This window comes from Roseomonas sp. AR75 (genome assembly GCF_005222815.1).
Lineage (GTDB): Bacteria > Pseudomonadota > Alphaproteobacteria > Acetobacterales > Acetobacteraceae > Falsiroseomonas.
On sequence record NZ_STGB01000001.1, the window covers coordinates 1,344,801 to 1,360,125 of the forward strand.

Below are 15,325 nucleotides of genomic sequence, written 5' to 3' on the forward strand. Positions count from 1 at the left end.
CCGAGACCGAGACCGAAGCCGGCGGAACCGGCAGGCAGTGGGAGAAACGACATGCAACGACGCAGGCTGATCGCCGCCACCGCGGCCGCCCTCGCCGCGCCCGCCCTGGCGCGCGCGCAGGGTGCGGCCTGGCCGGGCAACCGCCAGGTCCGCATCCTCATCACCTATCCGCCCGGCGGCACCAGCGACTTCATCGCGCGCATCGTCGCCACGCAGCTTGCGGCGCAGACCGGCGGCAACTTCATCGTGGACAACCGCTCCGGTGGCGGCGGCGTGGTCGGCTGGACCAATGTCGTCCGCTCGCCCAACGACGGCACCACGCTGCTGCTGACGGACAATTCGCTGGCGACTGCTCCGCCGCTCTATCCCAACCTCGGCTTCGACGTGATGACGGATTTCACGCCGATCTCTCTGATGCTGGACTACCCGACGGTCTTCGTCGTGCCGGCCAGCTCGCCCGCGCGCACGCTGCGTGAGTATGTCGAGCTGGTGCGCGGCAAGCCGGCGGATGCGAATTTCTACGGATCGATGGGCGCCGGCTCCTCGCCGCATCTCTACACCGAATACCTGCAGGACATCGCGGGCATAAGGATGACGCATGTGCCGTATCGCGGCATGGGCCCGGCCTTCGCGGACCTGCTGGCGGGGCGCGTCGGCCTGCTGATCGCAGCGCCCGCGACGGTGATGGGCGCCGTGCAGGATGGCCGCGCGCGCGCCATCGCGATCGGCACCAGCCACGGTCGCATCCCGCTGCTGCCGGATGTGCAGACCGCGAAGGAGCAGGGCTTCGACTTCGCCTATTCCTTCTGGTACGGGATGCTCGGCCCGAAGGGCATGGACCCCGCGCTCGTCGCCACCATCCGCACCGAACTCGACAAGGTGCTGAACACGCCGGAGGTGCGCGCGCGCTTCGTGCAGCAGGGCGCGACGCCGGTGCTGGGCGACGGCGCCGCGCTGCGCGCCGTGATGCAGAGCGACCTGGCGCGCTGGAGCGAGGTGATCCGCGTGAAGGGCATCACCATCCAGAACTGATCGCACCGGGGCGCCGCAGCAAAGGCGGCGCCCCGCGCCTGTCAGCCGCCGATCTCGCCGCCGTCGCGCTTGACGATGGCCACCACCGAAGGCCGCGGCGGCTCGCCCTCCCTGAAGTCGGGCCAGCGCGTGGAGGGGCGTTCGAAGGTGGATCCCACATCCTCGCCGGGATGCTGGATGGCCAGGAACAGCGTACGGTCATCCGGTGTGAAGCGCGGCCCGCACACTTCCGCCCCGGTCGGCGCCTGGAAGAAGCGGCGCGTCAGCGCGCGGCCGTGCCCGGAGGTGTCAGCCGCCCAGATGCCATCGGCGATGCCGGCATTCTCCGGCCCGCCATCGGTCGAGATCCAGATCCGGCCCTTGCTGTCGAAGGCGACGTTGTCGGGGCAGGAGAGCCAGCCATTGTCGCTGGTCGCGCGATGATAACGCGCGCCGGCATCCATCCCCGGCTTGCCGGCCATCAGGAAGATCTCCCACCGCGCCTCCGTCGCGGCGTGGTCCACGCGGCCGGTGCCGGCGCCGGGCGGGATCACCTCCACCACATGGCCATGCACGTTGTTCGCGCGCGGATTGCCCGGGCCGACCTGCTGCGCCGTCCGGCGGTTGTTGTTGGTGAGCATGACGTAGACACGGCCGTTCACCGGGTTGGTCTCGACATCCTCCGGCCGGTCCATCGGCGTCGCGCCCAGCAGGTCGGCTGCGCGGCGCGTCTCGATCATCACATCGGCCTGCGAGGCGAAGCCGTTCGCCGGTGTCAGCGGCCCCTCGCCGAAGACCAGTGGCAGCCAGCGCATGACGCCCCGCTCCTCGAACTTCGCGACATGCAGCGTGCCGTCGTCGAGCAGGTCGCGGTTGGCCGCGCGGTCATTCGGGTTCCAGGGCCGGGCGGTGACGAACTTGTAGAGGTAGTCGAAGCGCTCGTCGTCGCCGGAATAGAAGGCCACCCGTCCATCCGCGCTGATCGCGTGTGTCGCCCCCTCATGCTTGAAGCGGCCCATCGCGGTGCGCTTCACCGGCACGCTCTCCGGGTCGTAGGGGTCGAACTCGACGATCCAGCCGAAGCGGTTCGGCTCGTTCGGCTCCTTGTCCAGGTCGAAGCGGTCGAAGAAGCGCCCCCAGGCCCAGGTCGCGTTGCGCTGCACGCCGTAGCGCTTGTAGTTCGCGGCTTCGGCCCCGGTCTCGGCCGCGGCGCCGCCGAAGTAGTTGTTGAAGTTCTCCTCCGCGGTGATCACGGTGCCCCAGGGCGTGTTACCGCCGGCGCAGTTGTTGAGCGTGCCGAGCACGCGCGTGCCGGTCGGGTCGGCATTGGTGCGCAGGCGGGGATGGCCTGCGGCCGGGCCGCTGAGGCGCATCGGCGTCTCCATCGTGATACGGCGGTTCAGGCGCCCGCCGGGCACGCTACGCCACACGCCCCCTTCCTTGCGCACCTCCACCACGCTCATGCCGTGCGCGGCGATCTCCACCGCCGCCTGCTCGCGGTTGGTGCGGCCGCGGGCCGCGCGGCCTTCGCCAATCCCCGCAAACATCAGGTTGGTGTTGGTGTATTCGTGGTTCACGCACAGCAGGCCATGCTCGGAATTGCGCGAACCCGCCGGCAGCGGCCAGTAGTCGAGGTAGTCGCAATTGTAGCCGAACTGCATCGCCTGCGATTCAGCGGTCAGCGCATGCGGGTTGAAGGGCGGCGCGTCCCTCAGCACCGCATCGCCCCAGCGGATCACCATCTGCACGTCGTAGCCGTCGGCCACCTGGTGCGTCTGGCTGAGCCCCTGCGGCACTTCGTGGAAGGTCAGCGTCGAGGGTCCGCCGCTGCGCGGCACCGGCAAGGGCTGAGCCGTCGCCTCGCTGACCAGCGCCTCGGCCAGCGCAGCAGCCGCGCCTGCGCCCGCCAGGCCGCGCAACGCGGCACGCCGGGTCAGTCGCGACTCGATCAAGGCACCAATCGGCTCGCCCGGCGCGGGATTGCTGCCGATGTCCTCGATCTCGGGGAGGTCCATTTCGGACTCATCCGGTCGCATGGGACATTTCCTCCTGGTTGTCACTGTAGTGTCACAATGCGCGCGCGGCCACTGCGGTCAACCGGATGACCGGGCGAGATGCGCGTGTCGTTGTCACAGGAGCGCAATCGTCCTTTCGCGGAACCGTCGCGGCCCGCCGCTAAGACGCGCTCATCCAGACAACGCCCGGGAGACGCGACGATGCCGGATGACCTGCTTCACCTGCCCCACGACCTCGAGGCAGGCGACGAGATCCCCTCCAACACCTCGGCGAATCCGACCTTCGCCCAGATCGCCGAGGTCCGGCTTGGCCGCCGCGGCATGCTGATGGGCGGCCTCGCCTCCGCCATCTCCGGTTTCATCGGCGCCGGCCCGGCCCTCGCCCAGGGCTCCACCCAGGCGGCCCAGCGCCCGACCATCGGCTTCAAGCCCGTGCCGATCAGCGCGAACGACACGGTCGTGGTGCCGGAAGGCTACTCTGTGCAGGTGCTGATCCCGCAGGGCACGCCGCTCGATGGCCGCCCGTGGCGCGCCCCGACCGAACTGACCGGCGCCGAGCAGGGCATGGCCATCGGCGCCCACCACGACGGCATGCACTTCTTCCCGATCGAGGGCCGCGAGCCCGACCAGGGCAGCAGCAGCGACGGCCTCCTGGTGCTGAACCACGAATATGTCGAGCCGCGCTTCATGCACGCCCGCGCCGCGGGCTTGTCGCTCGGCAGCGGGCGCATGCCGCTGACCGGCGGCGCGCGCGACCCGGACGAGGCGCTGAAGGAGATCAATGCCCACGGCGTGTCCGTGGTGCGGATCGCGAAGGGCGCGAACGGCCGCTGGGCTGTCATGGCCGATCCGCGCAACCGCCGCATCACCGCCGCGACGCCGATGGAGATCGGCGGGCCGGTGCGCGGCCATGCCCTCGTCCGCACGAAGTACAGCCCGGATGGCACGCGGGTGCGCGGCACGCTGAACAACTGCGCGCATGGCGTGACGCCCTGGAACACCTACATCACCGCCGAGGAGAACTGGGCGGGCTACTTCCGCAACACCGACCAGGTGGACCAGAAGCCGGACCTGCCGCGTGAGCAGGCGCGCTACGGCGTGCCGACCGGCCAGGGCCGCTACAACTGGGACCAGGTGCGCGACGGCGGGGACGAGTTCGTGCGCTTCAACGTCTCCAAGACCGGGGCCGACGCCACGCAGGACTACCGTAACGAGGTCAATGCCTTCGGCTGGCTTGTCGAGATCGACCCCTTCAACCCGGGCGCCATGCCGGTGAAGCGCACCGCGCTGGGCCGCTTCGCGCATGAGGGCGTGGTATTCGGACCGGCGCGGGAAGGCCGGCCGGTCGTCGCCTATTCCGGCGACGACAGCACCTTCGAATACATCTACAAATTCGTGTCCGCCCGGCCCTTCAACCGCGCGACGGCGAACGGCGCGCTGCTGGATGAGGGCGTCCTCTACGTGGCGAAGTTCAACGCCGATGGCAGCGGCGAATGGCTGCCGCTGCAGCATGGCGTCGGCCCGCTGACGGCGGCCAACGGCTTCGCCGACCAGGGCGAGGTGCTGGTCAATACGCGCTTGGCCGCGGATGCCGTCGGCGCCACGAAGATGGACCGGCCGGAATGGGGCGCGGTGGATCCGCGCGACGGGCGCGTCTACTTCACGCTGACGAACAACTCGCGCCGCACACCTGCGCAGGTGGACGGACCGAACCCGCGCGCGCAGAACCGCTTCGGCCAGATCATCCGCTGGCGCGAGGCCAATGACGACCATGCGGCGACGCGCTTCACCTGGGACCTGTTCCTGATTGCGGGGCCGGAGGGTGACAGCCGCATTGCCGGCGGCGCGCCGGTGAACGCGGACAACATGCTGGCCTGCCCGGACGGGCTCTGGTTCGACGCCGATGGCCGCATGTGGATCCAGACCGATATCGGCGAGGCCGAACAGCTCAAGGGACCGCTTGCGCCCTTCGGCAACAACCAGATGCTCTGCGCCGATCCCACGACCGGCGAGGCGCGCCGCTTCCTGACCGGCCCACACGGGCAGGAGATCACCGGCGTGGTCACCACGCCGGACAGGCGCACCATGTTCGTCAATGTGCAGCACCCGGGAGCCACGACCACGCCCGCCGAATGGGCAGCCGGCCAGGTCAACAGCCGCTTCCCGAACGGCGACGGCGTGCCGCTGTCGGCCACGCTGGTGATCACCAAGGACGACGGCGGCATCATCGGCAGCTGACCGCCGCGCCATCTGGATCGGCTCGGGGCGGCGGTCGCAAGGTCGCCGCCCCATCCGTCCGCGGTATCGCCCAGGCCGGCCGGCACGGCCGGGCCAGGCTCAGCAGCGCAGTGCGTCGCGCAACTACGGCGCGGTCGCGCCCTCCGGCGGGGCATGCACGCGGATCGGCGTCAGCTCGCCCTCCCAGCGCGCGATCTCCACCAGGCAGGACTGCGCCGCGGAGCCCTGGCCGAGGCGAGAGGTGCCGACATCCTGCGTCAGAACATTCGCGTTGCCATGCAGGCAGGGCGAATCCGTCGCGCCAGGCCGGGCGGGATTCCACCAGGCGCCGGTGGCCATGGCCACGACGCCGGGGCGGATCGCCTCGGTCACGCGCAGTCCGGCGGCGATGGCGCCGCGGTCGTTGAAGACGCGCACCACCTCCCCATCCGCCAACCCACGCGCCGCGGCGTCGTCCGGGTGCATCAGGATCGGCTCGCGCCCCTGCACGCGGTTCGCAGCGGCGACGCGGCCGACATCGAGCTGCCCATGCAGCCGCGTGAAGGGCTGGAAGGACAGCATGTGCAGCGGGAAGCGTTGCGCGAGGCTTCCGCCCAGCCATTCGCGCGGCTCCTGCCACACCGGATGGCCCGGCACTTCCGCATAGCCGAAGCGCGCGATCGTCTCGCAGAAGATCTCCACCTTGCCGGTGGCGGTGTTGAGCGGGTGCGCCTCAGGATCGGAGCGGAACTCGGCGAATTGCGTGTAGCTGGTCGCGGGCGGCGGGATCTCGACGAAGCCCTGCTCCCAGAATTGCGCGAAGTCGGGGACCTCGATCCCCTGCGCCGCGCAGGCCTGCCGCCAGCGGCCATAGAGGTGATCGAGCCAGGCCATCTCGTCGCGCTGCTCCGTGAAGGCGGCACGGAAGCCGAGCGCGTCGGCGATGTCGGCCAGCATGTCCACGTCGTTGCGTGCCTGCCCGACCGGCGCGATCGCCTGGTGCATGGCCCGCACGAAGCGATCGCGGGAGGCGCTGCCGATGTCGTTGCGCTCCAGCGAGGTGGTCGCCGGCAGCACGATGTCGGCATGGCGCGCCAGCGCGGTCCACCAGGGCTCCTGCACCACCACCGTGTCCGCCCGGTTCCAGCCGCGCAGCAGGCGGCCGAGATCCTGGTGGTGATGGAAGGGATTGCCGCCGCCCCACCAGATCATGCGGATGTCCGGCAGGCGCAGGTCGCGCCCGTTGTACTGCAGGATCTCGCCCGGCCGCTCCAGCAGTTCGGTCACGCGGGCGACGGGGATATAGGCGCCGACCGGGTTCTTCACGGAGACGCCCGCCACGCTCGGCACCTCGTGCCGCGGCGTGCCGATGCCGTTCATCGAGCCATAGCCGAAGGCGACGCCCTGCCCTGCCTTGCCGATGGTGCCCAGCGTCGCCGCCAGCGCCACCAGAGCCCACCAGGGCTGCTCGCCATGCTCCGCGCGCTGGATGGACCAGGTGGCGGTGAGCATGTTCGGTGTGGCCGCGATCTCCAGCGCCAGGCGCCGGATCGTCTCCGCGGGCACGTCGGTGAGCTTCGTCGCCCATTCCGGCGTCTTCGCCACGCCGTCCGTCTCGCCGCGCAGATAGGCGGCGAAGGGCGCGAAGCCCACCGCGCAGCGCGCGAGGAAATCATCGTCCTGCCGGCCCGCCTCCAGGATCACCTGCGCCATGGCCAGGATCATCGCGGCATCGCTGCCGGGCCGGATCGGCACCCATTCGGCGCCGAGAAACTCCGCAACGTCGCCACGGAAGGGGGAGATGTTGACGAAGCGCAGCCCGGCCTCGGCCGCGGCCTTCATCAGAGGCACGTATTCATGCGCGCCGCTGCCGCCGGAGGTGATGAGGCCGTTCTTCAGCGGCAGCCCGCCGAAGCAGAGCATGACGCGGGCATTGGCCCGGATCGCCGCCCAGTCGGTGACGGGCCCCTGGATGACCTCGTTGGTGCCGAGGATATGCGGCATCAGCGTCATGCCGGCGCCGTAGGAGTAGTTCGTCACCTGCGCGGTGAACCCGCCGGCGAGGCCGAGGAACCGATGCAGTTGCGTCCGCGCATGGTGGTAGCGCCCGGCCGAGGACCAGCCATAGCTGCCGCCGAGCACCGAGGCATGGCCATGCTCGCCGCGGATGCGCGTGGATTCCTCGGCGACGAGGCGGATGGCTCGGTCCCAGGAGACGGGCACGAAGGCATCGCCGCCACGGGCGCTGCCGCGCCGCTCGCCCTTCAGCCAGCCGGCGCGGACATAGGGACGATCGATGCGCGCGGCGCTATGCACCGCATCGGGGATGGACTGCAGCAGCGACCCCGGAAAGGGATCGCGCGCGAAGGGCCTCGCCTCCACGAGGCGCCCACCTTCAACCACGGCCTCGAAGGCGCCGAAATGCGATCCGTGCGGCTTGATCTCGGTCATGCGCCCGACCCTATCCGAGGCCGCCCCGCGGCGGAAGCGGCGGGGCCGGATCGCCAGGCCATCAGAAGCTCATCCCGAAATTGAGGCTGAAGCCGCCATAGCCGTTGTCACCGCTGAGGATGGTGAATCCCAGCCGGATCGGCAGCGTGTTGCCCGTGCCGCGAACGGGGTTCCCCAGGCTGAGATAGGCGCCGTATTCCTGATAGGATTCCACGTAGAGCGCGTCGCCGGTGAAGCGCGTGTCGATCAGGAAGACCGACCCGCTCACCTCCCGCCCGCGCCAGGTGGTCAGGGCGTGGGTGTAGATCGCGCCGTTGCGGAACATGAAGTTGGTCAGCTCATAGCTGACGTTGTAGTCCTGGAAATTGATCGGCAGCGTCTGCAGCCGGCTGACCATGTTGCCGATGGTCAGCGTGGAGGATCCGCTCAGCCGGAGGTCCAGCACGCTGGTCACGGAAGCCGACCAGATGCCGCCGACCGACCCCGCATCCACCGATCCGACGCCGCCGGCGCGCAGCATCGGCGTCAGCGTCCAGTTCGCCCATTCGCGGTGGAGCGGCACCGGCACGCGCAGCCCGACGCCCACCGAGCCCGAATAGGATTGGGCGCCCGCCGTATCCACCAGCGTCAGCGGCGCATCCAGCAGCAGCGTCATGCCGTTCTCGAAGCCGTAGTCGTAGCCGAGCGGCAGGCTGTAGGCGTCGGTGTTGTAGCCCGAGGCGGAATAGCTGCCGAAACGCGCCGCCGCGTTGAAGCTGCCGCCGGTGCCACGCGCGCCGAAGGCCGCGCCGGTTCCGCCCGAACCGCCAAGCGCGGAGCCGAAATCCGATGCGCCCATCTGCGACATCAGGCTGTTCGGGTTGCCCGCCATCGGGTCCACCGGCGTCGTTGCCACGGCCTGCTGCAGGAAGCGCGTCACCGCCGGCCCGCCCTGGCCCTGCAACCAGTCGAGTGCCAGTTGCTGGGAGTCGTCGCGCGTGGCGCCGGTGAAGCTCTCATCCACCCCGATCGAGGGGATCTGCAGGCGGAGCGTGGTCGAGTTGGCAGGGTAGGACAGGACCGCCGGCACGCCGCGGAGCGAGACATCGGCGGTCGCGGCCGAACTGGTCGTGTAGCCCGCGAACAGGCTGGTCAGCCCGGCATCCGTGAAGAAGTCGGCGAAATCCGTGGCGTTGCTGGAGCCGGCCGATGCCGTCTGGCCGTCCACCGTGAAGGTGCCGCTGAACAGGTCGCGGGACGCGGCCGTCCCCGGCAGGCAAAGCAGCAGTACCGCACCCAGCGCGGCCTTGCTGGCAAGATCGGGCATGTCCCGGGCCTCCTTCCCGCCATTTCGAGCCTGGGCAGGATAGCGACTTGCAACCCCTGCATGAAATGCTTCCGTGCCCCGGCCCCGCGCAAGCCTCGCCTTGCCGCGCGCCCTCGGCTAGCCTTCCGGCTCCGGTGAGAAGCGAGAGTGCCAAATGACCCCGCCCCGCAATTCCAACGCCATCCGCGACATCGCCAATGTCCTGCACCCCTACACCGACCACCGCGCCCATGCGCTGGCCGGCCCGCTGGTGATCAGCCGCGGCGAGGGCGTGCGCGTGTTCGACGACCAGGGCAAGGAATACATCGAGGCGATGGCCGGCCTGTGGTGCGCCTCGCTCGGCTTCGACAACAAGCGGCTGGTGGATGCCGCCTACAGGCAGATGCAGAAGCTGCCCTTCTACCACGGCTTCACCGCCAAATCGCATGAGCCGATGATCGACCTGGCGGAGATGCTGATCGAGCGCGCGCCGGTGCCCATGTCCAAGGTGTTCTTCGCCAATTCGGGATCGGAGGCGAACGACACCGCGGTGAAGATGATCTGGTACGCCAACAACGCGATGGGGCGGCCGAACAAGAAGAAGATCATCGGGCGGCTGAAGGGCTATCACGGAATCACCATCGCCTCGGGCTCCATCACCGGGCTGCCGGCGAACCACAAGATGTTCGACCTGCCCGTCTCCGACCGCTTCATCCATGTCTCGACGCCGCACCACTACCACGGCGCCAATCCCGGCGAGTCCGAGGAGGATTTCGCGACGCGCCTCGCCGAGGAGCTGGACCAGGTGATCCAGCGTGAAGGCCCCGAGACCGTCGCCGCCTTCTTCGCCGAGCCGGCGATGGGCGCGGGCGGCGTGATCGTGCCGCCCGCCACCTACTACGAGAAGGTGCAGGCTGTGCTGAAGAAGCACGACGTGCTGTTCGTGGCGGACGAGGTGATCTGCGGCTTCGGGCGCACCGGCAGCTACTGGGGCAGCCAGACCTTCGGCATCGCGCCGGACATCCTGGTCTGCGCCAAGGCGCTGTCCGCCAGCTTCCTGCCGATCAGCGCGGTGATGGTGAACGACCGCGTCTTCCAGGCGCTTGCCGACGGCTCCGCCACGATCGGCACCTGGGGCCACGGCTTCACCTATTCGGGCCATCCGGTGCCCGCCGCCGTCGCGGTGGAAACGCTCAAGATCTATGACGAAATGGATGTCGTCGCGCATGCGAAGCGCGTGGGCGCGCATATGCAGAAGTCGCTGCGCGCCCGCTTCGCCGACCATCCGCTGGTGGGCGAGGTGCGTGGCGTCGGCCTCGTCGCGGCCATGGAACTGGTGGCGGACAAGCCGACGCATCGCAACTTCGACCCCGGCGCCAAGGTCGGCCCGCGCCTGGCCAAGCTGGCCGAGGGCGAGGGCGTGATCACGCGCGCCATGGTCAACGACTCCATGGGCTTCTCGCCGCCGCTGATCATCACCGAGGCCGAGGTGGACGAGATGGTCGCCCGCGTCGGCCGCGCCCTCGATGCGCTGACGGTGCAGCTCCGCCGGGAGAGCATCGCGCTGGTGTGACGCCGGCACGCGCGGGAGGCGTCCGCCGCCTCCCGCCAGCGACGGGCAGCCATGACCTTCTCACCGCATCCGGGTCGCCGGGAAAGTCCGCCTGACTTGAGAGTGCTTCAGCGCGCGCGGCTGATGCAGAATTCCACGATATCCGCCAGGGCCCGCTTCTCCGCGCCGTCGGCGAACATCTCCAGCGCCGCCAGCGCCTTCGCGCCGTAATCGCGCGCGCGCCCCACCGTGTCGGCGAAGGCGCGGTGCTTCTGCATCAGCGCGATCGCGGTCGAGAGATCCGCTTCCGTCTGCTCACGCCCTTCGACCGTGCGGCGCCAGAATTCGCGCTCCTCCTCGCTGCCGCGGGCGAAGGCCAGCAGCACCGGCAGGGTGATCTTGCCCTCGCGGAAATCGTCGCCGACAGTCTTGCCCAGCCGCTCCTGTTCGGCCGAGTAGTCCAGCGCATCGTCGATCAGCTGGAAGGCCACGCCGAGATTGTGGCCATAGGCGCGCAGCGCCGACTGCTCCGCCGCGCCGCATTCGGCGACGACCGCTCCGACTTCGGTCGCGGCCGCGAACAGCGCGGCGGTCTTGCCCTCGATCACGGCGAGATACTGCGCTTCGGTGCTGCCGGTGTCGTTCTGGATTACCAGTTGCAGCACCTCGCCTTCCGAGATCGTGGCGGAGGCTTCCGACAGGATGCGCAGCACTTCGAGCGAGCCGTCGGTGACCATCAACTGGAAGGCGCGGGCGAAGAGGAAGTCACCGACCAGCACGGAAGGCTTGTTGCCGAACAGCGCATTCGCGCTGGCCTGGCCGCGGCGGAGCGCGCTTTCGTCCACCACGTCGTCATGCAGCAGCGTCGCGGTGTGGATGAACTCCACGCAGGCGGCCAGCGCCACATGGCGCGTGCCGCGATAGCCCGCCATGCGCGCGGCCGCGAGCGTCAGCAGCGGGCGCAGCCGCTTGCCGCCGGCCGCGACGATATGCGCGGCAAGCTGCGGGATCAGCGCAACCTCGCTCTGCATGCGCTCGACGATCAGCCGGTTGCAGGCTTCGAGATCGTCGCGGACGAGTGCCGTGAGCGCCGTGAGCGCATCCTCGCCGGCGGCGGGTGCGACGGGTTCGGCGCTCGCCGGCATTGGCAGATCCACGCTCACTTGACCCCGTTCCAGGTGGCGGCAACCTAGCCCCCGCCCCTGCCAGCGGCAAGCATGGCGGCCCGCCGTGGCAGAGTGGGAAGGAACGGAAGGAACGGGAACAGCGGGATGCGCGTGCTGATCGCCACCACCGATCCGGTGCGGCTGTCCTTCCTGGTGGCGTTGCTGCGCGACGCGGGATGCACGCCCGTTGTCTTCGATGCCGCCATCAGCGCCGTGGAGGGCGGCATCGGCATATTCCCCCGCCGCCTCGCCGTGCCGGATGACGAGGCCGCGCAGGCGCTGCGCGTGCTGCGCGAGGCGGGCGAGACCGAGGGGATGGCGTGAGCGACGTCAGCGAGGACAGGCTGCTGGATGGCCGGGTGCGGCTGCGCCAGCCGCGCCAGGGCCTGCGCGCCGGGCATGACGCCGTGCTGCTGGCGGCCGCCGTGCCGGCCCGCCCGGACGAGAGCGTGCTGGAACTCGGCTGCGGCACCGGCGCCGCCTTCCTGTGCCTCGCCGCGCGGGTGCCGGGACTCGCCGTCGTCGCGGTGGAGCGCGAGCCGGAACTTGCCGCGCTGGCGCGGGAGAACGCGGCGCTCAACGGCCTGGCAGACCGTGTGACGGTCATCGAGGGCGATGTCGCCGATCCCGCGCTGCGCCGCGCGCTGCCGCGCTGCGCGCATGGCTTCGCGAATCCGCCTTATTGGGACGCTGGCACCGCGCCGCCGACGCGGCTGCGCAGTGCTGCAACCCATGCGGAAGCAGGACTCGACGCCTGGACCGCCTGCCTCGCAGCAGCGGTCGCCCATCGCGGCAGCGCGACCCTCATCCTGCCGGCCGCGCGGTTCGCCGACGGGCTGGCCGCCCTGGCCGAGGCCGGATTCGGCAGCCCCGCCCTGCTACCGCTCTGGCCCCGCCCCGAGTCGCTGGCGCGGCGCGTGCTTGTCGCCGCGCGACGCGGCGGGAAGGGGCCGGGGCGGATCCTGCCGGGACTCGTGCTGCATGCGCAGGCGGGGGACAGCCCGGCGGCGCTCGCGATCCTGCGCGACGCCGCGGCCCTGCCGGTCTGAGCCGCGCTACTTCTCGTTCGCGTCGGGGTGGCGCAGCAGCCACAGCCTTTCATGCGCCGCGACAAGGCTTTCCATGTTCTTGCGGCGGTTCACATCCGGCGCCACCGGGCGGCGGGTGAGCATCATCTCCAGGATGCGCAGCAATTCCTCCGCGACCTCGTAGTCGCCCTGGTCGCAGGCGTGATGGAACGCGATCAGGATCTTGTCGGAAAGACGCCGCGTGTGGCGCGGCGGACCGGCCGCGGAACGCCCCGCTTCCCGTGCCGGCGGGCCCCGATCCTCTTCGGACATCAACGAAGCAGCTCCCTTGGCCCCCGGCCGGCAGATGCCGAGGCCTTCAAGATTACATCATAGCCGCGGATAACGCCCACAGAAACCCTCCGGCCATTTCCAACAGACGATGCCGGTGCCGGCATGTCACGCGCCGCGCAACTGGCCGCGCACCGCCGCGGCCATGGCTTCCGGCGCCGTCTCCGGCCGGAACAAGGCACGAACGCGGCCATCCGGGCCAACCAGGTAGGTGAAGGAGGAGTGGTCCATCAGATACTGCGTCATCTCCGGCCGCTGGACCTTCGCATAATACACGCGATAGGCGCGCGCCGCCGCCGCAACCTGCTCCGGCGTGCCCGTCAGGCCGATCATCCGGGGGTGGAAACGGGACACATAGTCGGCCAGGGCCTCGGGCGTGTCGCGCTCCGGGTCCACGCTGACGAACACCGGCGTGACGCGCGCGGCATCCTCGCCCAGAGCGTCCATCGCATGCGCCATCACGCCGAGCTCGGTCGGGCAGACATCGGGACAATAGGTGTAGCCGAAATAGACGAGCAGGAACTTCCCGGCGAAGTCCGCCTCGGTCACCGCCTTGCCGGACTGGTCCACCAGTCGGAACGGCCCGCCCAGCGCCATGCCCTGCGGCATCTGCACGCCGGCGGAGGGGGCGGGCATCCCGCCGCCGAACAGGCTGGCCACCAGGCGACCGAATGACTCGCCGGGCCCCTCGCCTTCGCCACGGCCGAGCCATGCGGCGGCCCAAAGCCCGCCGAAGAGCACGACCAGCATGAGCGCGACGATGCGAACCGCTTGCAGCATGTCGGAGGAGATAGGCTCCCGGCGCGCCCGCGTCCACCGGCGCTACAACACCGGCCCGAGCACGGCGAGCGCGTTGTTCCAGAGGCGTCGCGACATCGGCCAGGCCGCGACATCCGCAGCCCGCACGGGGCGGGATTGCGCGATCCAGCGTTCCTGCCGGTCGCGCAACGCCCGTGTTGACGCCGGATCGTAGAGCAGGATGTTGTTCTCGTAGTTCAGGTCGAAGCTGCGGCGGTCCATGTTGGCCGAGCCGATCAGCGCCACCTCGCCATCCACGCAGAGCGTCTTGGCGTGCAGCAGGCCGCCGCCGAATTCCAGGATGCGCACCCCGGCGCCGAGCAGCCCCGCATAATAGCTGCGACTCGCGGCGCCGACGGCAAGGTTGTCGTTGCGCGCGGGGAAGACGATGGTCGTGGCCACGCCACGGAAGGCGGCGGCGCAAAGCGCCGCCTGCATCGCCTCGTCCGGGACGTAGTAGGGCGTGGTGATCACCAGTTCCTGCCGTGCCGCGAACATCAGGCTCTGGAACATCTCCGGCACGGCGGAATGCCGCGCGGTGGGGCCGCTGGCCACGACCTGCGCGACGATGCCGCCCTGCGCCGGCGGCACGGGGCGGCGGAGCAGGTCCGTCAGGTCCTCTCCGGCATAGGTCATCCAGTCGCTCGCGAAGAGGTGCTGGTTCTGCCAGGCGACTGGCCCTTCGAAGCGCATCACCACATCCACCCAGGGCGCGAAGCGCGCCTTGATGCGGAAGGCCGCATCCGCGCAGTTCTGGCTGCCGCAATACGTGACGGCGCCGTCGATCACCACGATCTTGCGATGGTTGCGCAGGTCGATGCGGCCCGACAGAGGACGCAGCAGCGGATTGCCCACGGGCAGTGCGCGGCCGAGCCGGACGCCCGCTTCCTGCATCCTCGGCCAGAGCGGGCTCTTGATCAGCAGCCGGCTGCCGAGGTCATCCACCATCGCGCGGCAAGTGACGCCACGCTTTGCCGCGCGGCACAGCGCCTCGGCCACCGCGGTGCCGCTGCCATCGGGCAGCCAGATGTAGAAGAGCAGATGCACGTCCTGCCGCGCGGCGTCGATGTCGGCGACGAGCGCCGCGATGACCGCCTCGGAGTCCGGCAGCACCGCGCCGCGGTTGCCGCCGACGGGGGCGTAGCCGCTGATGGACTGCCCGACGCGGAACAGCGGGCGTTCGGCCTCCGGGATCGCCGCCAGCGGCACGTCGCCCGGCGGGCGCGCGGGATCGGGCAGTTGCGCCAGCACCGCCCGCAGCCTGGCCACGCGGCGCCGGCCGATATTCGTCTCGCCGAGCAGCAGATAGGCGAGCATGCCGAGGATGGGGACGGCCAGGATCACCACGATCCAGGCAATGCGGGAAGCGGGGTCGCGATGCGGCCGCAGCAGGGCGCGCAGGATGAGCGCGCCCTGCAGGGCGACATGCAGGGCGAGGTTCAGCCAGATCCACATGGAGGATCAGGGTGGCA

At 70.1% G+C, this 15,325-nt stretch carries 12 protein-coding genes; 5 read left to right on the forward strand and 7 right to left on the reverse strand.

All coding sequences use genetic code 11. The annotated features are described in order from the left end of the window. The first annotated feature begins 51 nt into the window (after positions 1–51). Entirely contained in the window at positions 52–1,032 is a 981-nt protein-coding gene (locus E4T13_RS06355; RefSeq protein WP_170984835.1) for a tripartite tricarboxylate transporter substrate binding protein, read from the forward strand. 41 nt (positions 1,033–1,073) lie between these two features. On the opposite strand, the gene E4T13_RS06360 is transcribed toward E4T13_RS06355, so the two are convergent. Next, positions 1,074–3,047: a PhoX family phosphatase gene (locus tag E4T13_RS06360; protein WP_137177352.1), complete on the reverse strand. Its 1,974-nt coding sequence runs from the start codon at positions 3,045–3,047 to the stop codon at positions 1,074–1,076. A 180-nt stretch (positions 3,048–3,227) separates the two neighbouring features. On the opposite strand from E4T13_RS06360, the gene E4T13_RS06365 reads away from it, so the two are divergent. Continuing rightward, positions 3,228–5,264: a PhoX family phosphatase gene (locus E4T13_RS06365; protein WP_137177353.1), complete on the forward strand. Its 2,037-nt coding sequence runs from the start codon at positions 3,228–3,230 to the stop codon at positions 5,262–5,264. Between the two features lie 123 nt (positions 5,265–5,387). Here E4T13_RS06365 and E4T13_RS06370 read toward each other — a convergent pair whose 3' ends face one another. Both E4T13_RS06370 and E4T13_RS06375 read right to left on the reverse strand, forming a co-directional pair. Next, positions 5,388–7,694, reverse strand: a complete 2,307-nt coding sequence (locus E4T13_RS06370) for a molybdopterin-dependent oxidoreductase (protein WP_137177354.1) — start codon at positions 7,692–7,694, stop codon at positions 5,388–5,390. A 61-nt stretch (positions 7,695–7,755) separates the two neighbouring features. Next, positions 7,756–9,000, reverse strand: coding sequence for a hypothetical protein (locus tag E4T13_RS06375; protein ID WP_137177355.1), 1,245 nt, complete (start codon positions 8,998–9,000; stop codon positions 7,756–7,758). Between the two features lie 154 nt (positions 9,001–9,154). On the opposite strand from E4T13_RS06375, the gene E4T13_RS06380 reads away from it, so the two are divergent. Beyond that, complete coding sequence (locus E4T13_RS06380; protein WP_137177356.1) at positions 9,155–10,552, forward strand: aspartate aminotransferase family protein; 1,398 nt, start codon at positions 9,155–9,157, stop codon at positions 10,550–10,552. A gap of 107 nt (positions 10,553–10,659) precedes the next feature. Here E4T13_RS06380 and E4T13_RS06385 read toward each other — a convergent pair whose 3' ends face one another. Further along, a complete protein-coding gene (locus E4T13_RS06385) occupies positions 10,660–11,676 on the reverse strand; it encodes a polyprenyl synthetase family protein (RefSeq protein WP_137177357.1) in 1,017 nt (338 codons plus the stop codon). A gap of 126 nt (positions 11,677–11,802) precedes the next feature. Between E4T13_RS06385 and E4T13_RS06390 the strand changes: the two genes are divergently transcribed. Together E4T13_RS06390 and E4T13_RS06395 are read left to right on the forward strand one after the other, a co-directional pair. Beyond that, positions 11,803–12,021, forward strand: coding sequence for a DUF2007 domain-containing protein (locus tag E4T13_RS06390; protein WP_137177358.1), 219 nt, complete (start codon positions 11,803–11,805; stop codon positions 12,019–12,021). Next, positions 12,018–12,746, forward strand: a complete 729-nt coding sequence (locus E4T13_RS06395) for a methyltransferase domain-containing protein (RefSeq protein WP_137177359.1) — start codon at positions 12,018–12,020, stop codon at positions 12,744–12,746. Before E4T13_RS06390 ends, E4T13_RS06395 begins: the two co-directional genes overlap by 4 nt. Positions 12,747–12,752: 6 nt before the next feature. On the opposite strand, the gene E4T13_RS06400 is transcribed toward E4T13_RS06395, so the two are convergent. The 3 genes from E4T13_RS06400 to cls all read right to left on the reverse strand — a co-directional run bounded on the left by E4T13_RS06400 (position 12,753) and on the right by cls (position 15,308). After that, entirely contained in the window at positions 12,753–13,037 is a 285-nt protein-coding gene (locus E4T13_RS06400; protein ID WP_137177360.1) for a hypothetical protein, read from the reverse strand. Positions 13,038–13,163: 126 nt separating this feature from the next. Further along, entirely contained in the window at positions 13,164–13,835 is a 672-nt protein-coding gene (locus E4T13_RS06405; protein WP_137177361.1) for an SCO family protein, read from the reverse strand. Between the two features lie 42 nt (positions 13,836–13,877). Continuing rightward, positions 13,878–15,308 (reverse strand): cardiolipin synthase, encoded by a 1,431-nt coding sequence (gene cls / locus E4T13_RS06410; protein WP_137177362.1) that lies wholly within the window; start codon positions 15,306–15,308, stop codon positions 13,878–13,880. Positions 15,309–15,325 lie beyond the last annotated feature (17 nt).